Origin of the sequence: Rhodococcus sp. YH3-3 (assembly GCF_001653035.1) — a bacterium.
Lineage (GTDB): Bacteria > Actinomycetota > Actinomycetes > Mycobacteriales > Mycobacteriaceae > Rhodococcus_F > Rhodococcus_F qingshengii.
This window is the reverse complement of sequence record NZ_BCWH01000001.1, coordinates 2680925-2699587: the sequence shown is the minus strand read 5'-3', so window position 1 is coordinate 2699587 and position 18663 is coordinate 2680925. Positions and strand designations below refer to the sequence as shown.

General features: G+C 62.9%; 21 protein-coding genes. 4 read left to right on the top strand and 17 right to left on the bottom strand.

The features are described from left to right. Positions 1 to 35 precede the first annotated feature (35 nt). The 13 genes from YH3_RS12610 to YH3_RS12560 form a co-directional block, all read right to left on the bottom strand. Entirely contained in the window at positions 36 to 755 is a 720-nt protein-coding gene (locus YH3_RS12610; RefSeq protein ID WP_238592568.1) for a dTMP kinase, read from the bottom strand. An 80-nt stretch (positions 756 to 835) separates the two neighbouring features. Further along, positions 836 to 2314: an adenosylhomocysteinase gene (gene ahcY / locus YH3_RS12605; RefSeq protein ID WP_003940766.1), complete on the bottom strand. Its 1479-nt coding sequence runs from the start codon at positions 2312 to 2314 to the stop codon at positions 836 to 838. Between the two features lie 60 nt (positions 2315 to 2374). After that, complete coding sequence (locus YH3_RS12600) at positions 2375 to 3016, bottom strand: TetR family transcriptional regulator (protein ID WP_003941024.1); 642 nt, start codon at positions 3014 to 3016, stop codon at positions 2375 to 2377. A 48-nt stretch (positions 3017 to 3064) separates the two neighbouring features. After that, entirely contained in the window at positions 3065 to 3247 is a 183-nt protein-coding gene (locus tag YH3_RS12595) for a rubredoxin (protein WP_003940894.1), read from the bottom strand. Further along, a complete protein-coding gene (locus YH3_RS34965; protein ID WP_082920564.1) occupies positions 3244 to 3429 on the bottom strand; it encodes a rubredoxin in 186 nt (61 codons plus the stop codon). Before YH3_RS34965 ends, YH3_RS12595 begins: the two co-directional genes overlap by 4 nt. Continuing rightward, the gene (locus YH3_RS12590) at positions 3429 to 4655 is read right to left on the bottom strand and encodes an alkane 1-monooxygenase (protein WP_064443426.1); all 1227 of its coding nucleotides are present in this window, start codon (positions 4653 to 4655) and stop codon (positions 3429 to 3431) included. The genes YH3_RS34965 and YH3_RS12590 overlap by 1 nt, the downstream gene beginning before the upstream one ends. A 111-nt stretch (positions 4656 to 4766) precedes the next feature. Next, the gene (locus YH3_RS12585; protein WP_007731185.1) at positions 4767 to 6263 is read right to left on the bottom strand and encodes an amino acid permease; all 1497 of its coding nucleotides are present in this window, start codon (positions 6261 to 6263) and stop codon (positions 4767 to 4769) included. Positions 6264 to 6349: 86 nt separating this feature from the next. Then, positions 6350 to 7309 carry a cation diffusion facilitator family transporter gene (locus tag YH3_RS12580; protein WP_064443425.1) on the bottom strand — a complete coding sequence of 320 codons (960 nt, stop codon included), beginning with the start codon at positions 7307 to 7309 and terminating at the stop codon, positions 6350 to 6352. Between the two features lie 8 nt (positions 7310 to 7317). Continuing rightward, positions 7318 to 8550: a mannose-6-phosphate isomerase, class I gene (gene manA, locus YH3_RS12575; protein WP_064443424.1), complete on the bottom strand. Its 1233-nt coding sequence runs from the start codon at positions 8548 to 8550 to the stop codon at positions 7318 to 7320. Next, positions 8551 to 9177: a hypothetical protein gene (locus YH3_RS12570; protein ID WP_238592567.1), complete on the bottom strand. Its 627-nt coding sequence runs from the start codon at positions 9175 to 9177 to the stop codon at positions 8551 to 8553. After that, positions 9162 to 9458 (bottom strand): hypothetical protein, encoded by a 297-nt coding sequence (locus YH3_RS36670; protein ID WP_238592565.1) that lies wholly within the window; start codon positions 9456 to 9458, stop codon positions 9162 to 9164. Before YH3_RS36670 ends, YH3_RS12570 begins: the two co-directional genes overlap by 16 nt. A 163-nt stretch (positions 9459 to 9621) precedes the next feature. Then, a complete protein-coding gene (locus YH3_RS12565; protein WP_064443423.1) occupies positions 9622 to 10995 on the bottom strand; it encodes a phosphomannomutase/phosphoglucomutase in 1374 nt (457 codons plus the stop codon). 127 nt (positions 10996 to 11122) lie between these two features. Beyond that, complete coding sequence (locus tag YH3_RS12560; RefSeq protein ID WP_007731177.1) at positions 11123 to 11509, bottom strand: DUF3499 domain-containing protein; 387 nt, start codon at positions 11507 to 11509, stop codon at positions 11123 to 11125. Between the two features lie 79 nt (positions 11510 to 11588). On the opposite strand from YH3_RS12560, the gene YH3_RS12555 reads away from it, so the two are divergent. Continuing rightward, positions 11589 to 12077 (top strand): metallopeptidase family protein, encoded by a 489-nt coding sequence (locus YH3_RS12555; protein ID WP_003940797.1) that lies wholly within the window; start codon positions 11589 to 11591, stop codon positions 12075 to 12077. A gap of 175 nt (positions 12078 to 12252) precedes the next feature. Here the strand turns inward: YH3_RS12555 and YH3_RS12550 are convergent, their stop codons facing one another. Beyond that, complete coding sequence (locus YH3_RS12550) at positions 12253 to 12531, bottom strand: WhiB family transcriptional regulator (RefSeq protein WP_020907098.1); 279 nt, start codon at positions 12529 to 12531, stop codon at positions 12253 to 12255. Between the two features lie 380 nt (positions 12532 to 12911). Here YH3_RS12550 and cofD point away from each other — a divergent pair, with 380 nt between their 5' ends. From cofD to YH3_RS12535, 3 genes are read left to right on the top strand one after another with little or no spacing between them, the layout of a single operon-like run. Next, the gene (gene cofD, locus YH3_RS12545) at positions 12912 to 13904 is read left to right on the top strand and encodes a 2-phospho-L-lactate transferase (RefSeq protein ID WP_064443422.1); all 993 of its coding nucleotides are present in this window, start codon (positions 12912 to 12914) and stop codon (positions 13902 to 13904) included. Continuing rightward, the gene (locus YH3_RS12540; RefSeq protein WP_003940947.1) at positions 13901 to 15286 is read left to right on the top strand and encodes a coenzyme F420-0:L-glutamate ligase; all 1386 of its coding nucleotides are present in this window, start codon (positions 13901 to 13903) and stop codon (positions 15284 to 15286) included. Before cofD ends, YH3_RS12540 begins: the two co-directional genes overlap by 4 nt. A 5-nt stretch (positions 15287 to 15291) precedes the next feature. Beyond that, positions 15292 to 15852: an NUDIX hydrolase gene (locus tag YH3_RS12535; protein ID WP_003940680.1), complete on the top strand. Its 561-nt coding sequence runs from the start codon at positions 15292 to 15294 to the stop codon at positions 15850 to 15852. Here YH3_RS12535 and YH3_RS12530 read toward each other — a convergent pair. From YH3_RS12530 to YH3_RS12520, 3 genes are read right to left on the bottom strand one after another with little or no spacing between them, the layout of a single operon-like run. Then, entirely contained in the window at positions 15843 to 16613 is a 771-nt protein-coding gene (locus YH3_RS12530) for an SGNH/GDSL hydrolase family protein (RefSeq protein ID WP_003940765.1), read from the bottom strand. The two genes, YH3_RS12535 and YH3_RS12530, sit on opposite strands and share 10 nt — an antisense overlap. 32 nt (positions 16614 to 16645) lie before the next feature. After that, a complete protein-coding gene (locus YH3_RS12525; protein WP_037125580.1) occupies positions 16646 to 17728 on the bottom strand; it encodes a sugar phosphate nucleotidyltransferase in 1083 nt (360 codons plus the stop codon). Then, complete coding sequence (locus tag YH3_RS12520) at positions 17725 to 18639, bottom strand: glycosyltransferase family 2 protein (RefSeq protein ID WP_003940999.1); 915 nt, start codon at positions 18637 to 18639, stop codon at positions 17725 to 17727. Before YH3_RS12520 ends, YH3_RS12525 begins: the two co-directional genes overlap by 4 nt. Positions 18640 to 18663 lie beyond the last annotated feature (24 nt).

The window sequence follows — 18663 nt, the reverse complement described above, 5'->3', positions numbered from 1 at the left end:
CCTATCGTTGCATCTCGGAGCGATGAATCAGACCGTTACGAGGCCGTGCGGCGTGCCGCGTCTTTCCCTCTACTGTGCCGGAAAGTTCGAATCCCGGCCGCAAGGGTGACCGATCCCGCGAAACCCGCGAGCCTGCGCGCCAGTTCGCCCGGGTCCGTCTCCGGCCCCACGATCCACCAGGGCGAGACCCAGTCCGTCGCTGCCAACTGCTTGTAGAGCTCACCGGTTCTGGCCTGCAGGCCGCCGTCGCGCTCGTAGGCGTCGAGCTGACGCGACGCGTCCTCGGCCTCACGCGAGCGGGCACGCTGCTCGGCCAGAGCTACCGGTACGTCGAGGTACAACTGCAGATCGGGAGCGGGAAGAGCGAGTCGACCCAACTCCAATTCACGGACCCAGGCGACCATCTCGCCGTCCACGCCCTGATGCGCGCGCGCCGCGTTGTAGGCGGCGTTGGACGCCACGTAGCGGTCGAGGAGAACAATGTCGTTGGCGGACAACAGGTCCGAGATCCGATCCGCCGCACCCGCGCGGTCCAGGGCGAACAGGACTGCCATCGCGTTCACGGATTCAGCCAGGTCTCCGTGCGATCCTTTGAGTGCCTCGGCAGCAAGATCCGCGTGGATCGACTTCCCGTACCGCGGAAAATCCAGAGTCGCGATCGACGTGCCGCCGCGGCGGAGTTCGCTCTCCACTTTGCCGATCAACGTTCGCTTTCCAGCGCCGTCGAGGCCTTCCAATGCCACCAGTGTTCCCACGGCGGACAAGCCTATCCCCCGGCCTGCTTGCGCAGACCGGGGGACGGCGGACACTACATCCTCAGTGACGAATCACCGGGTCAGTAGCGGTAGTGCTCGGGCTTGTACGGGCCTTCGACGTCGACGCCGATGTACTCTGCCTGATCCTTCGTGAGCTTGGTCAGCGTGCCACCGAGTGCCTCGACGTGGATCTTGGCGACCTTCTCGTCGAGGTGCTTCGGGAGGCGGTAGACCTCGTTGTCGTACTCGTCCGGCTTCGTCCACAGTTCGATCTGCGCGATGACCTGGTTGGAGAAGCTGTTGCTCATCACGAACGACGGGTGGCCCGTCGCGTTGCCGAGGTTGAGCAGGCGGCCTTCGGACAGCACGATGATCGAGTGGCCGTCGGCGAACGTGAACTCGTCGACCTGCGGCTTGATGTTGATCCGCGTGACGTCGCCGGACTTCTCGAGGCCGGCCATGTCGATCTCGTTGTCGAAGTGACCGATGTTGCCCAGGATGGCCTGATGCTTCATGGCCTTCATGTGCTCGAACGTGATGATGTCCTTGTTACCGGTGGACGTGATCACGATGTCGGCCCAGCCGATGGCCTGCTCGACTGTCTTGACCTCGAAGCCGTCCATGAGCGCCTGCAGGGCGTTGATGGGGTCGACCTCGGTGACCGCGACGCGAGCGCCCTGGCCGCGAAGTGCCTCGGCACAACCCTTGCCGACGTCTCCGTAACCGCAGACCAGCGCAGCCTTGCCGCCGATCAGAACGTCGGTGCCGCGGTTGATGCCGTCGAGCAGCGAGTGGCGCGTGCCGTACTTGTTGTCGAACTTGCTCTTGGTGACCGAGTCGTTGACGTTGATAGCGGGGAACGTGAGTTCACCGGCAGCGGCAACCTGGTACAGGCGCAGAACGCCCGTGGTGGTCTCCTCGGTGACGCCCTGGACGGACTCGGCGATTGCCGTCCACTTGCCCTTGTCGGACTCGAGGGACTGACGCAGAAGTGCAAGGAAGACCTTGTACTCGTCGGAATCCTGGTCGTCGTCCGTCGGCGGGACGACGCCGGCCTTCTCGAACTGTGCGCCCTTGAGCACCAGCATGGTGGCGTCGCCGCCATCGTCGAGAATCATGTTGGCAGGCTCACCCGGCCAGGTCAGCATCTGCTCGGCTGCCCACCAGTACTCTTCGAGGGTTTCACCCTTCCAGGCGAAAACCGGAACGCCCTTGGGCTCTTCCGGGGTGCCGTGCGGACCGACGACGATGGCGGCGGCAGCGTGATCCTGCGTGGAGAAGATGTTGCATGAAGCCCAGCGGACCTCGGCGCCGAGCGCGGTCAGCGTCTCGATCAGCACCGCGGTCTGAATGGTCATGTGCAGCGAGCCGGAAACGCGAGCGCCCTTGAGCGGCAACACCTCTGCGTATTCGCGACGAAGCGCCATGAGGCCGGGCATCTCGTGCTCTGCCAGACGGATTTCCTTGCGACCGAACTCCGCGAGCGAAAGATCTGCAACTTTGAAGTCGATGCCGTTACGGCTCTCGGCCACGGGCGTTGTTGAAACTGAGGTCGTCATCTGCCTCTCCTGGTTGACGTGCATACTCTGCACAAGCCTATCGGTGTACCAGGCTATCGGTTAGACGCCCTCTCCCGCCCGCCCCTCTACTGCGCGGCCCTCGCGCGCCACGTCGATGAACGGCCCGAGCAGTATGCCCAGATCCTCCGCCACCGAAGCCTCGGACTCCGGCGGCATCGAAATGTAGCTCAGCCCGAGACGCGCAATCGCCCTGGCCAGAATTCCGGCGTCGGCGGGTGACGCCTGAATCCACCCTCGCTGGAAACTCTCCGCAAGCCGCGACGACGCGCGCTCGATGATGACCGCACTGTCGGTGGTGATCAGGCGAAGCAGGTCCGGCTTGGCCTCACCGGTGAGCAGAGAGATCACCAACGGGTCGGTTGCACTGGAGGCGAAAAACGATCCGAAACCCGCCGTCAATGCCTCGACTGCACGTCCGTCGTTCGCCACCATGGCCTCGTCCACCGCGTCGACGAAGCCGTCAGCAAGGCGAAGCGCGTACGCCTCGGCAAGCCCTTGCCTCGAGCCGAACTCGTTGTAGAGCGTCTGACGACTCACACCGGCATGCTTGGCCAGAACCGTCAGCGTCACCTCGGACCAGTCGCGCTCGGTCAACAACTCACGCATCGAATCGAGCACCGACGTACGCAGCAGCAGGCGCGACGCTTCTTTCTGCGGCAGACGAGTGGGCGTCGAAGTCATGGTGACGACACTACCGCCGCACCTAGGTCCGTTCGACGCCGACGCATCTCACCGTCGTTCGACCTCAACCATGAAGAAGTCGCTCTTCGCCGCCCCGCAGTCCGGGCAACTCCAGTCTTCGGGAATGTCGTCCCAGCGAGTGCCCGGTTCGATACCGTCCTCCGGCCAGCCGACTGCCTCGTCGTACTCGAAGCCGCATTGCGCGCACTGATACAGCTTGTAGTCGTTCATGATTCCCCCCCCGCCGTTGCCGGCATCGGCTCGAAGTCCAGCTTTTCCCTCACGCCGCAGTCCGGACAGCACCAGTCGTCCGGCACGGCATCCCACGGCGTGCCCGCCGGAAACCCTTCTCGTGGTGCACCCTTCGATTCGTCGTAGACGTATTCACACACCGGGCATCGATAGCTGCTCATCACGCTGCTCCGTACCGAGCAAGGAGGCGATCACGCTTGGACGGCTGAACGTTGACGCGGGTGATGTCGCCGCCGTAGTGCGCAAGGACTTTGGGATCCATCACTTTTCGCCACAGCGGTGGAACGTAGGCGAGGATGATCATGCTCGCGTACCCACTGGGCAGGTTGGGCGCACCGTCCATGCTTCGAAGCGTCTGATAACGACGCGTCGGGTTCGCGTGATGATCGCTGTGACGCTGGAGGTGATACAGGAAGATGTTGGTGCAGATGTGATCACTGTTCCAACTGTGCTCCGGTGCTGCACGCTCGTACCGCCCGCTGTCCAGACGACGACGCTTCAGTCCGTAATGTTCGAGGTAGTTGACGGTTTCGAGCAGACAGAATCCGAACACGGCCTGCAGCACCAGGAACGGCAGTACCGAGAGGCCGAAGACGGCGACGAGGACACCGAACAGTACGACGGACATCAACCACGAATGCAGGACGTCGTTGCGAATTGTCCACGGCTTCTTACCCAGTCGATCGAGTCTGGCCTTTTCCAGGGACCACGACGAGCGCAGAGATCCCCACACACTGCGCGGCAGGAAGGTCCAGAAGCTCTCACCGAAGCGAGACGACGCCGGATCCTCGGGCGTGGCGACGCGCACGTGGTGTCCACGATTGTGCTCGATGTAGAAGTGGCCGTAAAACGACTGCGCCAGAGTGATCTTCGACAACCAGCGTTCGAGATCGTCCTTCTTGTGACCGAGCTCGTGTGCGGTGTTGATCCCGATTCCTGCGACACAACCGATACTGATCGCCAGACCGATCTTGGAGATCAGCCCAAGTCCCCCGTCGATTCCGAGCCAGGACAGATCGGTCGCCGACCAGAGGTAGCAGGCCAGGACCAGGCTGACCAACTGGAACGGTATGTAGATGTAGGTGCAATACCGGTAGTACTTGTCGTTCTCGAGGCGCTCCATCATTTCGTCCGGCGGATTCTCGCCGTCCGGGCCGAAGAAGATGTCGAGGATCGGGAGCAGGATGTAGACGAGCAGCGGCCCGATCCACCACCACACCGGCGAGACCGCATTCCATCCGAGACTGTTGAACAACGCGACCAATCCGACGGCAATGAAGACCGCCGTCGGCGGCACGAGGCCGAGCAGCCAGAGGTATCTCTTCTTGTCACGCCACTGCTCGGGCGGGAGCGTCTGGCCGGATTGCGAGTCCACGTGCGTCGACACGGTCTACCTCCTCGATTCGGACCGACCCGAAAACTGTGAGTCAGTTCACTATGAGGTAGACAGTACTACTGATTTTGTACAATTGATAGACAAATTACAATCTTTGTACATTTACTCGATTTCGCCGCGTTCACGCTTCCCGATCATCGAATGCTGCCTGCTGTAGGCGAAATAGATGACAACGCCGAGGGCCATCCAGACCACGAACCTCATCCAGGTCTCCACCGACAGGTTGAACATCAGCCACAGACACGCGAGGACGGCCAGAATCGGGACCAGCGGGACCAGCGGCACCCTGAATCCGCGAGGTAGGTCGGGACGCGTCCGACGGAGCACGAGAACCCCGATCGAGACGAGAACAAAAGCGAACAGTGTGCCGATGTTGACCATTTCCTCGAGGGTGCCGATCGGAAAAACGCCGGCGAGCACCGCGACCACGACGCCGACCAAGATCGTGATCCGCACAGGGGTTCCGTGCTTGCCGGTCGGCGCCAGGCGTCGTGGCATCAGACCGTCGCGTGCCATCGCGAAGAGCACCCTGGTCTGCCCGAGCATCAGCACCATCACCACTGTCGTGAGACCGGCCAACGCACCGAACGAGATGACGTTTTTCGCCCACGTGATGTCGTGGAAGGCGAATGCCGTTGCCAGGTTGGAGGTATCGCCCTCGAGTTCGGTGTATTTCACCATCCCGGTCAGCACCAGTGTCACCGCCACGTACAGAACCGTGACGATCAAGAGCGAACCCAGGATGCCGCGTGGCAGCGCCTTCTGCGGCTCCTTCGCCTCCTCCGCCGTCGTGGCGACGACGTCGAAGCCGATGAACGCGAAGAACACCAGACTGGCTGCCGCGAGCAATCCGTACCACCCGAACGTGCTGCCACCGGCCCCGGTCACGTACGAGAACAACGACTGGTGGATGCCCTCTCCCGTCGAGCCCGGCTCCGACGGCGGAATGTACGGCGAGTAGTTGTCGGTGTCGATGTAGAAGAGGCCGACGACGATCACCAGCAACACCACCGCGACCTTGATCGCCGTGATCACCAGCGACACCCTCGACGAGAGTTTTGTGCCGGTCGCGAGCAGGATCGTGATGACAGCGATCACCAGCACCGCACCCCAGTCGAACGAGATCGGCCCCAATTCGACGATCGGGCTGCGTGAGCCCATCACTTCGCCGAGGTACAGCGACCAGCCCTTGGCGACCACCGAAGACGCCAAGGCGAATTCGAGGATGAGATCCCAGCCGATGATCCAGGCGACGAATTCGCCGAATGTCGCATACGAGAACGTGTACGCGCTACCGGCAACCGGGACCGTCGACGCGAATTCGGCGTAACACAGCGCTGCCAGTCCGCAGGCGATGGCGGCAATGACGAACGCGAGCGAGACCGACGGCCCGGCGACATTTCCCGCCGTCCGAGCCGTGAGTGTGAAGATGCCCGCACCGATGACGACTGCGACACCGAACACCGTGAGATCCCACGAGTTCAGTTCTTTCCGGAGTTTGGTTTCCGGCTCGTCAGTGTCCTTGATGGACTGCTCGATCGATTTGGTTCGAAACAGCTTCGACCGTCCAGATCCGGCCTGCTCGTCCTTGACAGCCATTGCCGCCTCCTTGCTGGGGACCAGCAGGTCCCACCATGGGCAAGTAGAGAGATGGCATCAGCCTAAGCCCGCAGGCGCAGCTTTGTTCAGGGTTTGTCGGGAGCCTGTAGCCCTGTTTCAGGGCGATCTCCTGCGCTGAGACGATCCAGGTCCGGCTCGAGGTAGATCACCCGCGCCGCAGGCACTGCAGCGCGCACGCGAGACTCCGCCTCGTCGATCGCCGTCGCCACGTCCGAGATCGTCGATCCGATCGGCACCGCAACCTTGGCAGCAACAAGGATCTCCTCGGGACCGAGGTACTGCGTCTTGCAATGAATGACGCGTTCGATACGAGTTCCGTCGACCAGGGCGTTGAGGATCAGTTCGGTCTCCACCGCCGTTGCGCCCTCACCGATCAGCAGCGACTGCATTTCGATGATCAGAATGATCGCGATGATGCCGAGCAGGACACCGATGCACAGAGTTCCGATGCCGTCGAAGACCGGATTTCCGGTCACCATCGTGAGGCCGACGCCGCCGAGTGCAAGGACGAGACCGATCAATGCGCCGGTGTCCTCGAGCAGCACAACCGGGAGTTCCGGGCTACGAGAGGTTCGGATGAAGTTCCACCACGACGCATTTCCCTTGAGCGGTCGTGATTCCTTCGCTGCGGTCCGGAAGCTGTAGCCCTCCAGACAAATCGCTATGACAAGAATCGCGATTGCCACGAAAGCCGAATTGAGTTCTTCCGGATGTTGAATCTTGTGAATACCCTCGTAAATCGCGAACAGCGAACCGAGGGTGAAGAGCACCAGTGCAACGACGAACGAATAGAAGTATCGATTGCGCCCGTAGCCGAACGGGTGCAGTTGATCCGCGTCACGTTCTGCCTTCTTCTGCCCCAGGAGCAGCAAACCCTGATTGGACGTGTCGGCCACCGAGTGCACCGATTCGGCGAGCATCGACGACGATCCGGTGATCAAGAATCCGGCGAACTTGGCTACGGCAATTCCGGCATTGGCTCCGAGGGCCGCCAGAATTGCCTTCTTGCCACCATGAGCCGACACAATGTCTCCTAGTTTCCGACTACGGCACTGAAAACCTGCGCAGTCGGGGTCCGTGTCCTCAGGTGTATCGCGGGCTCGTCGGCAGCGATCCACGCCGCTCGGCCTCGATCGAGGTCGAGAGTGTCAGTGCCGCACGTCGCAGTGACCGCGCCGTCGGTGCAGATCAGAATCCGCGGGCCTGAAGCGTCGACGGCGATGTCCGTGGAATTCGCGTCGAACTCCAGACGCGTCAAACGAAATTCGGGCGCCGGCGTGACGTACTCGTATCTACCTGATCCTGACTGACCTGATCCAGATGACGGGGCCGGATCGAGCACTTCGATATCGGCCCCGACGAAGTCCAGAATCCTCAGCAATTCGGGCACGTCGACGTGCTTCGGTGTCAGCCCACCACGCAGAACGTTGTCGGAGTTGGCCATGATCTCGACCGCGAGTCCATGGAGATACGCGTGGAGATTGCCGGCAGCGAGAAACAGTCCTTGGCCGGGCTCGAGGGTGACGCGGTTGAGCAGCAGTGCCGCCAGAACACCGGCGTCGCCGGGGTACGCCTCGCTCAATTCCAGCGCGGTGCGGATCTCGGTCACGAATTCGGCGTCGTGGTGCGCGACGTAGGTGATGCACCCGGCAAGTACGGCAGGGAGCAAGGTCCCGAGCACCGTGGACGGCAGCGTGATCCATGTCGTGAACAACGCCCGCAGTCCGTCGGAATCGGGTTGGCCTTCGAGCAGACCGATGTACGGCTCCAACTCGTCGACGGCCAGAGCGCGCAGCAGTTTGACAGTCCGCGTCGGCTCGCGGAATCCGGCAAGCGCTTCGAATCTGCTGAGCGCGACAACGAGTTCGGGCTTGTGGCTGCCGTCCTTGTAGTTGCGAATCGGCGATTCCATGGGAACGCCGAGTGCGTTCTCACGACGAAATCCCTCGTCGGCTTGAACGGCGCTGGGGTGCGCTTGAAGCGACAGCGGTTCTTCCGCCGCAAGCAGCTTGAGCAGGAATGGGAGTCGCTCACCGAATGCCTCGAGGTTCTCACGGCCGAGTTCGCGTTCGGGTTCGCGGTGCAGGACCTCGAGCAACGACTCGCTTCCGGATTCGGTGATCACGCGCGCCGGGTCACCCGGGTGCGCGCCCAACCACAATTCCGCTTCGGGATGATTCGACGGAGTCGAAAGACCGCGTAGTTCGGCAATTGCCGTTCGCGAGCCCCACGCGTAAGAACGAAGTGCACCTTCGAGTTCACGCACTTACTTCGCACCGCCTGTCAACTGCACGTACGCCGCGGCCATGTCTACTCGAGACGCCAACACGAATACCTGCTCCATCTCCGATATGACCACGTTGGTCTGGTCTTCGTCTGCCGCAACCACCAGGTCGGCGTCAGCCAGTGCGTCCATCCGGCGCCTCGCCTCCCCGCGCGTGGATTCGGTCGCGAAGACGAACGCCCGCACCGGCGGGGGCGGCAGCGCGCCGTCGAGTTGCGGATCGTGAAAGAAGGGGTCGTGGAACACCGAATCACGTGAAGCTGCGTCCGGCGCGAACAGTGCACGCGCCGAACGAATCACCTCGGACATCTCGGCGGCAGCGGCGTTCAGGCCGGAGCTCATCAGCGCAACGCTCGAGAACTCTGCGAGTGCTGTTGTCACGGAACCACTTCCACACAGAACGACTCGCCGGCCGCTCATCCTGGTGGCCAACGACTTGGCCGGGTTGTGGAATACCTCGTTGGCCGGTCCGTCCCGCAGCGCCTCCGCATCAACTGCGTCGGCGATTCGACCGAGCACCGCCGAACGGTCCTCGATCGATCCCTTGCCCTCGATTTCGGCGGCAACCGCGAGGAAGACGGCGAGGAACCGCGTCATCGTGTGCCGCACGACGGCGTCCGGTCGAGAACGAGGAGCGGGCAACCGACCGAATCTCCGACGAGAGCAAGCGCGATCCTGGCTCCGTGCCGGGCGCCACCCGCGCCGGCGATCAGTACGACGCTGCGCGGACGCAGACCGGCCAATCGGGAGATCACACCCTCACCGACGGCCGACGCGGTGGCCCGAATCTGTGCGCCGCCCATGGCTACAGACCGCAGTAGCCCTTCCGAATCGGCAGCTGACAAACCCTCGCTGTCGTCGAGGTCGAGAAGCGGCATCGGCGCTGTCATCTCACCGCACCCCCTTCTCCGTTAGCAGTTCCCGCACCATCCAGCATTCCAGCTCCACGCGGTCCGTGGTGGCAAAGCCCTCGTTCCCGAGGCCGTCGTTCCTGAGATAGTCCCCCAACTATCCCAGGGCTTCGGCTCACCGACAAACCGATCAGACTCGGATTCAAGCCCGGACGATCGCCAGAATTTCGTTCACCAATGCGTCGACATCGGCGGACGTGGGTGCTTCGACGTTGAGTCGCAGCAGTGGTTCGGTGTTGGACGCGCGCAAGTTGAACCAGGCATTTCCCTCGAGACTGACCGTGACACCGTCGAGGCGATCCACCGACTCGGTGCGGTCGGCAAATGCCGCCAGTACAGCGGCCGTACGATCTGCCGCGTCAGCCACGGTGGAGTTGATCTCGCCCGAGGCCGCGTAGCGGGTGAACTCCGCCATCAACTCGGAGAGCGGACGATCCTGCTCGCCCAGTGCGGCGAGTACGTGCAGCGCCGCGAGCATGCCGGAGTCGGCGCCCCAGAAGTCGCGGAAGTAGTAGTGAGCGGAGTGCTCGCCGCCGAACACCGCACCGGTCTCGGCCATCTCCTGCTTGATGAACGAGTGGCCGACTCGGGTACGAATAGCGACGCCGCCGAGTTCTTCGACCAGTTCGGGCACTGCCCGTGACGTGATCAGGTTGTGGATGATCGACGCGCCCGGTTCCTTCGCGAGTTCGCGCTTGGCGACAAGTGCCGTCACCGCGGACGGCGAGACCGGGTCGCCCTTCTCGTCTACGACGAAGCAACGGTCCGCGTCACCGTCGAACGCCAAGCCGATGTCCGCTCCGGTTTCGCGCACGTAGGCCTGCAGGTCGACGAGGTTGGCCGGATCGAGCGGATTGGCTTCGTGGTTGGGGAACGTGCCGTCGAGCTCGAAGTACAGCGGCAGGACGTCGAGGGGCATCGGCCCGAATACGGCCGGCGCGGTATGGCCGCCCATACCGTTGCCTGCATCGACTGCGACCTTCAGCGGGCGCAACGCAGCCAGGTCGACCAATCCGCGGAGGTAGCTCGCGTATTCCTCGAGGACGTCCTTGGTGCTGGCGGTGCCTGCCGGTCCGTCGTACGCGGGAACACCCGAGACGACCTCGGCGGAGATGACTGCGAGGCCGGTGTCCTGACCGACCGGCTTGGCGCCGGCCCGACACATCTTGATGCCGTTGTACTTGGCGGGATTGTGGCTCGCCGTGAACATCGCGCCCGGGCAGTTCAGCAAACCGGATGCAAAGTAGAGCTCGTCGGTCGACGCCAATCCGATGTAGACGACGTCGAGCCCTTGAGCAAGCACGCCGTCACCGAAAGCCGAAGACAGTGTGGGCGACGATGCGCGCATGTCGTAGCCGATCACAACCGTCGTGGCGGCGCCGGCCTCGTCGCGGACCAGGCGGGCGAACGACGCACCGACGTCGCGGACAAAATCTTCGTCGATCTGCTCACCGACCACACCGCGTACGTCGTACGCCTTGATGATTGCAGCAACCGACTCGGCTGTTCGCCCCACTGAAAACTCTCCTTGTGCATGCACCCTCACAGACGGGAACGTCCGGGCGCATGGCGTCCGGAGATTCGCAGTACTCGGGTGTGGAAGTACTCGGTCGAGCCTAGCGTCTACGGCGACGAATCTCGCGTCAGTTGGACGGGTCGGGCAGAACGCGTAGGTGTCCACGACGCCCTGTACGGGCAGTACTCGGAGCTGCGGGACGTATGTCCTCATCTGCATCGACGTTGGACTTGCTGCGATCTCCGAGACCGGCCTCACGTACAGCTTCAGCCAAAGCGGTCAGATCGTCTTCGTCGGGAGTACTCGACGCGAATCCGCCTTCGTGGCGGACGAGTTCCCACCCCTTGGGGGCGGTGATTCGAGAGCCGTGAGTGTCACACAAATCCCATGAATGGGGCTCGGCGACGGTTGCCAGCGGCCCGACAACCGCAGTGGAGTCCGAGTAAACATACGTAAGCGTCGCGACGGCGGGGTTCTTGCACCCGGGGCGGCAGCAGCGACGCAGAGATCTCACAGGTACGGAGCCTAGCCCTCCCCACGTCCGGAACCTACTCGGACACACCGAGCAGTTTCTCCTGTCGTAATCTGGCGCCATGCCACAAGCCCGCCGCCGACGCTCGGTCACCACTCGTTCCATCGAGCGACACGGCCGTGGCCTGCGCGGACCGCTACTTCCCCCGGAGGTGCCCGCCAGGCGTACCCGCGCGGAGAAGTTCGATCTCCTGGTGCTCGACGCCTTCTCTCCCGTCGACCTCGCATGGCACGACCGGCTGACGAAACTCGACATCGCAGTGGACGAAGTTCCGAAGATTCACGCGCACGATCCGGAGTCCGTCACATGGCCGCCGGAGGTCATCGCAGACGGCCCGGTTCCACTGTCACGACTGATTCCGGCCGGAATCGACCGTCACGGAAATACGACTCGCGCAAGAATTGTGCTGTTTCGCCGCCCATTGGAGCAGCGAGCGAAGGATCCGGAAGAACTCACGGATCTGGTGCACGACGTGTTGGTCCATCAAGTCGGCACGTATCTGGGCGTCGACCCACAGGTCATCGACCCCACGCTGCCCGACGAGGACTGATACTGCCCGACGAGGACTGACGCACTGTCAGACGAAAAAACTGATGTCACACGAAGAAGTAAATCCACACGAAGAACAAAACAGTCGTTGCTTGACCTGCAATTCCCCGTTGCAGGTCAGACTTTCGAAGACCGCCCGTCAGCCCCGACGCTGACAGAACCGATTCAGCAGCAGATCAGATGATCCCCCGCTTGAGTCGCCGACGCTCGCGCTCGGACAACCCTCCCCAGATTCCGAACCGTTCGTCGTTCGCGAGCGCGTACTCGAGGCACTCGTCACGAACTTCACAACCGAGGCAGATCCGTTTTGCTTCCCTCGTCGATCCTCCCTTTTCAGGAAAGAACGCTTCGGGATCGGTCTGCGCGCAGAGAGCACGCTCCTGCCACTGATCCTCGATGGTGTCGAACAATTCTTCGAAGCCGGTGACGAGACTCAGCACTGGCCGAGTACTCATACCGTCGAACTCACTGCTGCAGGCACCTTCTGCTGCGCCTGCTCGGGAATCGGTCTGCGGTTCGTCGCTTACTGTCATTGCGAGAGAACTGATCTCGACATTTTCATTGGGCATCGTTCCGCCTCCTCACCTGTAATAGCGCAGAATTTTCACTCCATCTTCAACCCCACCCCGTCGACCGTTCGAAACTGTGTTCGAAACCGGCCCCGCTGCAAGTGAACTCACAAGTAGCGGTTGGAATGACACATTTGAGATTACACACGTCCAGCGTGTCGCGGTCAAGCTAAACGAGATGAATCCATTAGTATTCCGGCCCTCAATTGACGGGACCTTCTGCCCGCCAGACACGACGACGCGCCGACCGCCTAGGCTCTGTTGTCGTGAACGTGACTGTATTGGTTGGCGGCGTCGGCGGGGCCCGTTTCCTTCAAGGTATTCAAAACGCGCTCGGAATCGCCGGTGGTGAATCCCTCGAGAAATACGAAGGCCCACATCGCATCACGGCCGTCGTCAACGTCGGGGACGACGTGTGGATGCACGGTCTGCGCATCTGCCCCGATCTGGACACTTGTATGTACACACTCGGCGGCGGTATCGACACCGAACGCGGGTGGGGGCACGCCGGCGAAACCTGGAATGCGAAAGAAGAACTCGCGGCATACGGAGCGAAGCCGGACTGGTTCGGCCTCGGAGATCGCGATATCGCAACGCATTTGATTCGCAGCCAGATGCTCCGCACGGGATATCCGTTGTCCGCGATCACCGAAGCGTTGTGCAATCGCTGGAATCCCGGTGTCGCACTGCTTCCCGTGAGCGACGACCGCAGCGAAACACACGTCGTGATCACCGATCCGGAAGACGGTGAGCAGAAGGCGATTCATTTCCAGGAGTGGTGGGTACGCCATCGGGCACAGGTGGAAACGCACAGCTTCGCTCACGTCGGCGCCGAGCAGGCCAAGCCTGCGCCAGGGGTAGTCGAGGCGATCGACGGTGCCGACATCGTGCTGATCGCACCGTCCAATCCCGTCGTGAGCGTCGGCGCGATCCTCGCGGTGCCCGGCATTCGCGGTGCCCTGCGAACAACCGCGGCCAAGGTTGTCGGCCTCTCCCCCGTCATCGGCGGAAAACCGTTGCGCGGCATGGCTGACGAGTGCCTCGAGGTGATCGGGGTCGAGACGACTTCGGAGGCGATCGGTCGCCACTACGGAGCTCGTTCGATCAACGGCATTCTCGACGGCTGGCTCGTCGACGAAGGTGACACGGCCGACATCGACGGGGTGGACGTGCGAAGCATCCCACTTTTGATGACGTCCCCCGAAGAGACCGCGAAAATGGTTCGCACGGCTTTCGAGATCGCCGGAGTCGAACTGTGACCGAGCCCGGAACCGAAGCAAGCCGCGACAGAAATCACTCTCCCGGTGATCACTCCCCCGGCGCCGCAATCGAAGTCATTCCCGTGCTCGGGCTTCCCGAGTTCCGGCCCGGAGACGACTTGGCCACCGCTGTCGTCGACGCGACGCCGTGGCTCGAGAGCGGCGACGTCGTTGTCGTCACGAGCAAGGTGTTCTCCAAAGTCGAGGGTCGCATCGTTTCCTCACCGACCGATCCGGAAGAGCGCGACGCGGCACGACGCCTCCTGGTGGATCAGGAAGCCGTCCGCGTCGTGGCACGCAAGGGCCGCACTCTGATCACCGAGAACAAACTCGGAATCGTGCAGGCCGCATCGGGCATCGACGGCTCCAACGTCGACGGTGCCGAATTGGCGCTACTCCCCGTGGATCCGGATGCGAGCGCTGCGGGTCTGCGCGCCCGAATTCTCGAGAGCACGGGCAAGTCCGTCGCCGTCGTCGTCACCGACACGATGGGTCGTGCGTGGCGCAACGGGCAGACCGACGCCGCAATCGGTTCCTCCGGCATTCCGGTCCTGCACGGCTACCTCGGAGCACAGGACAGTCAGGGCAACGATCTGATCGTCACCGAGATCGCGATCGCGGACGAAATCGCCGCTGCGGGCGACTTGGTCAAGGGCAAGCTGGGCGGCGTTCCCGTCGCCGTCGTTCGTGGGCTTCGGTTCGAGGACGACGGTTCGAGTGGCCAGGATCTGATTCGCCGCGGCCCGGACGATCTGTTCTGGCTGGGCACCGAGGAAGCTACGGCGATGGGCCGTGGCCAGGCGCTGCTGTTGCGTCGATCGGTCCGACAGTTCGCAAGTGATCCCGTCGACGCGGAGATCATTCGCAGCTCGATCGCCGAGGCACTCACCGCTCCCGCACCGCACCACACGAGACCGGTTCGATTCGTGTGGCTACGCACGGAGTCGGTCCGCACGGCTCTTCTCGAGCAGATGCGCGAGAAGTGGGCCGCCGATCTTCGCGCCGACGGTCGCAGTGACGAATCCGTCGAGGCCCGGGTTGCCCGCGGAAACATCCTGTTCGACGCCCCCGAGGTCGTCATTCCCTTCTGCGTGCCCGATGGCGCACACAGTTATCCGGATGCCGGACGAACCGCGGCGGAGTCGACGATGTTCACGGTCGCCGCCGGCGCGGCAGTGCAGGGACTGCTGGTCTCGTTGGCTACGCGCGGCGTGGGAAGCTGCTGGATCGGATCGACGATCTTCGCCGCCGATCTCGTACGCGAACAACTCGATCTCCCGGCGGATTGGCAGCCACTCGGTGCCATCGCAATCGGGCACCCCCTCGAACCACTGACTCCGCGCTCTGTCTCCGCCCCCGGGGACGCGTTGGTGGAGCTGTAGGTCCCATGTCAGCCGAATCGCTGCACGCCTCCGCCAAGGGCGTCCTGGAGGGCTGGGAGACGTCCTCCGAAGCGGACGAATCATTGCGGCACACGATGCTCGCGTTCCTCGATTCGGCTCCGGACGGCTGCCTTCGTCGCCACGCACCGGGACACATCACCGCGTCGTCTCTCGTTCTCGACGAGAGTGGCTGCCACGTCTTGCTGACCCTGCATCCCAAGGTGGGCAGGTGGATTCAGCTCGGCGGCCACTGTGAGCCCGACGACGAGACGGTGGTAGATGCGGCATTGCGGGAAGCTCGCGAGGAGTCCGGAATTCACGACGTTCGGATAGACGCGGACCTACTCTCCGCCCACACGCATCCGATCACGTGCTCACTCGGAGTACCGACTCGCCATCTCGATCTACGGTTTCTTGTTGTGGCGCCGGACAATTCACATATCGTCCGCAGCGCAGAGTCCACCGACCTCAGATGGTGGCCGGTGGACGCGCTCCCACCTACAGCGGAACGCGAGACCATCGACCACCTGGTCGCGCTCGCCCGTCAGCGCAAGAATCAGGACTGAATCGGAGAAAGCTGGGGCTGCTTGGCGCTCACGCCGTCGCCCGACGATGTTCCCTTCACGCGCCGAGCTACCCACGGCACCAAGAACTCTCGCGCCCATTGACGATCCTCGCGACGAGTTTCGGCTTTCGTGAGAACCGGCGCAGGCCCGAGATCGGGCGGGGTCAATCCGTGTTCGACACCAAGCACGTCGAGCACACGCGTCGCCATGTTCTCGTGCCCGGAGGGCGACATGTGGAGGCGATCCCAGTCCCACATCCGAAGGTCCTGATATTCGGAGAATCGCCAGAAGTCGACGAGGGTCGCGTCGTGGCGGTCGGCCACCTCGCGAACAAGCTCGTTGTAGATCGCCAGACGTCCGCGGAGCTTGCCGAAGAAGGCGGACCATCCGGTGTCGTACGCGGTGAACATCAGAACCCGAGCGCCGGATGCAGTGAGCTGACCGATTGCCGAATCGTAGCGGGCGACCATCGCATCGATGTCGAGCTTCGGACGCATCATGTCGTTTCCGCCGGCGTAGATGGTCACCAGATCGGGCTTCAACGCCAGAGCGGGTTCCAACTGCTCGTCGATGATCGGTCCGAGTAGGCGACCACGAATCGCCAGGTTGGCGTAGCGGAAGTCGGGATTGTTCACCGCCAGCTGCTCGGCCACTCGGTCTGCCCACCCGCGCAGACCATTGGGGAATCGTTCGTCGGCGTCGCCGACGCCCTCGGTGAACGAGTCACCGAGGGCAACGTAACGGCTCGGAAGAGAAGTCATACCCGCCAGTATTCCAGTAGGTCAGCTAACGATCACACATCTGTGCTGAAGCGCACGCCACCGTCCGGCAGCGTCACCCCCGGCCACACGCGTGCGCCGCGCAACAATTCACACCGCGCACCGATGTCCGCGCCGTCGCCGATGACAGCGTCGCGGACCAGCGCTCGGGGTCCGATACGGACGCCGAATCCGAGGATCGATCGTTCGACCACCGCCCCGGCTTCCACAACGGCGCCGTCGAAGAGAATTGCACCGTCGAGGCGAGCGCCTGCACCAACTTCTGCGCCTCGACCGACAACCGTGCCGCCGATCAGAACAGCGCCCGGCGCGATTCCGGCTCCGGGGTGAACCAGCGACTCGCCGCGCGGACCTTCGAGAGCCGGCGAAGGTGCGATACCTCGCACCAGGTCGGCGGAACCGCGAACGAAGTCCTCGGGGGTTCCCATGTCACGCCAGTACGACGAGTCGACGTGGCCGAACACCCGCTTGCCCTCGGCCAGCAGATTCGGGAACACCTCGCGCTCGACCGATACCGGTCGTCCTTCGGGGATCTGTTCGATGATCTCGCGCTTGAAGACGTAGCAGCCGGCGTTGATCTGATCCGTCGGCGGATCCTGGGTCTTCTCCAGGAATGCCGAGACTCGTCCGTCCTCGTCGGTCGGAACACAACCGAATGCTCGCGGGTCTCCCACACGAACCAGATGCAGGGTCACGTCGGCGTCCGTCTTCTCGTGGGTCTCGAGAATGCCGTTCAGATCGGTGCCACCGAGCACGTCGCCGTTGAACACCATGACGTTGTCACCGCGCAACTTCGGCAGAACGTTGCGGATTCCGCCACCGGTGCCCAGCGGTTCGGTCTCGAAGACGTAGTCGATCTCGAGGCCCATCTTGGAGCCGTCGCCGAAGTAGTCCTCGAATACCTCTGCCTTGAAGGACGTTCCGAGCACGACGTGCTTGATTCCGGCTGCCTCGATGCGGGCGAGCAGGTGCGTCAGGAACGGCAGGCCGGCGGTCGGAAGCATCGGCTTGGGTGCCGACAGCGTCAGCGGACGCAGCCGAGTGCCTTTGCCGCCTACCAGGATTACGGCGTCGGTCGGATTCGGATCGGACATCATTTTCCCCCGTGGTTCGAAACTGATGGGTTGTCGGTCGAGTTGTCGGTGCGAGCGCGCTCGCGAACTGCAGAAGCTACGGCGATCTTGGATCGCACCGCGAGGCCACCGCGCAAGGCAAGTCGTAGCGGAGCCTGCCACCAGTGCGGATGGCGATCAGCCTGGAACTGGTACGCACTGCGATGATGGGCAGGCAACATCAGTTCCGGATGACGTCCTGCCGCATGGCCTTTGGCATGGGTGACGACGGCCGAGGGGACGAATACGTTGAGCCACCCGGCTTTTCCGAGGCGGTCACCGAAGTCCACGTCCTCCATGTACATGAAGTAACGAGAGTCGAAACCTGAGATGGTGTCGAAGGCGTCGCGTCGCACCAGCAGGCACGACCCGGAAAGCCACCCCACTGCACGCTCGGTGACGGCCTCGTTCTCCTGACGGTAACGAGCAGTCCACGGGTTCTTCGGCCATACGGTACCGAGCAACGCGTGCCCGACGCCCGAGGTGATGTCGGGCACCGTTCGCGCCGACGGATAGACACTGCCGTCCGGTTCGAGGACCTTCGGCCCCAGTGCACCGGCCCTTGGCCACCGATTTGCCGCAGCCACCAATTCGTCGAGTGAACCGGGTGCCCATTGGACGTCCGGGTTGGAAATCACGACGAATTCGATCGACGAATCGATCTCCGCTACAGCCCGATTTATCGCTCCCCCGTACCCGATGTTTCCGCCGGTTCGAAGCAGACGGACATGCTCGTACTTGGCATCGGCGGCCTCGGGGGCACCATCGGTCGACCCATTGTCGGCCATGATGACCTGGGGTTTTTCTGTCGTCGCCACAGCGAGCGTGCTCAAGAAATTCTCGAGATGCTCGCCTGGCGAGTAGGTCACCGTTACCACGGCCAGCTTGGGACTCACGCCGGTCAGCCTAGCCGTCCGCGG

Excerpts from the sequence above, each read along its gene's own strand:
- ahcY (WP_003940766.1), bottom strand. The coding sequence starts at position 2,314 with ATGACGACCTCAGTTTCAACAACGCCCGTGGCCGAGAGCCGTAACGGC.
- YH3_RS12600 (WP_003941024.1), bottom strand. The coding sequence starts at position 3,016 with ATGACTTCGACGCCCACTCGTCTGCCGCAGAAAGAAGCGTCGCGCCTG.
- YH3_RS12595 (WP_003940894.1), bottom strand. The coding sequence starts at position 3,247 with ATGAACGACTACAAGCTGTATCAGTGCGCGCAATGCGGCTTCGAGTAC.
- YH3_RS34965 (WP_082920564.1), bottom strand. The coding sequence starts at position 3,429 with ATGAGCAGCTATCGATGCCCGGTGTGTGAATACGTCTACGACGAATCG.
- YH3_RS12585 (WP_007731185.1), bottom strand. The coding sequence starts at position 6,263 with ATGGCTGTCAAGGACGAGCAGGCCGGATCTGGACGGTCGAAGCTGTTT.
- YH3_RS36670 (WP_238592565.1), bottom strand. The coding sequence starts at position 9,458 with ATGACAGCGCCGATGCCGCTTCTCGACCTCGACGACAGCGAGGGTTTG.
- YH3_RS12555 (WP_003940797.1), top strand. The coding sequence starts at position 11,589 with ATGCCACAAGCCCGCCGCCGACGCTCGGTCACCACTCGTTCCATCGAG.
- YH3_RS12550 (WP_020907098.1), bottom strand. The coding sequence starts at position 12,531 with ATGAGTACTCGGCCAGTGCTGAGTCTCGTCACCGGCTTCGAAGAATTG.
- YH3_RS12535 (WP_003940680.1), top strand. The coding sequence starts at position 15,292 with ATGTCAGCCGAATCGCTGCACGCCTCCGCCAAGGGCGTCCTGGAGGGC.
- YH3_RS12530 (WP_003940765.1), bottom strand. The coding sequence starts at position 16,613 with ATGACTTCTCTTCCGAGCCGTTACGTTGCCCTCGGTGACTCGTTCACC.
- YH3_RS12525 (WP_037125580.1), bottom strand. The coding sequence starts at position 17,728 with ATGATGTCCGATCCGAATCCGACCGACGCCGTAATCCTGGTAGGCGGC.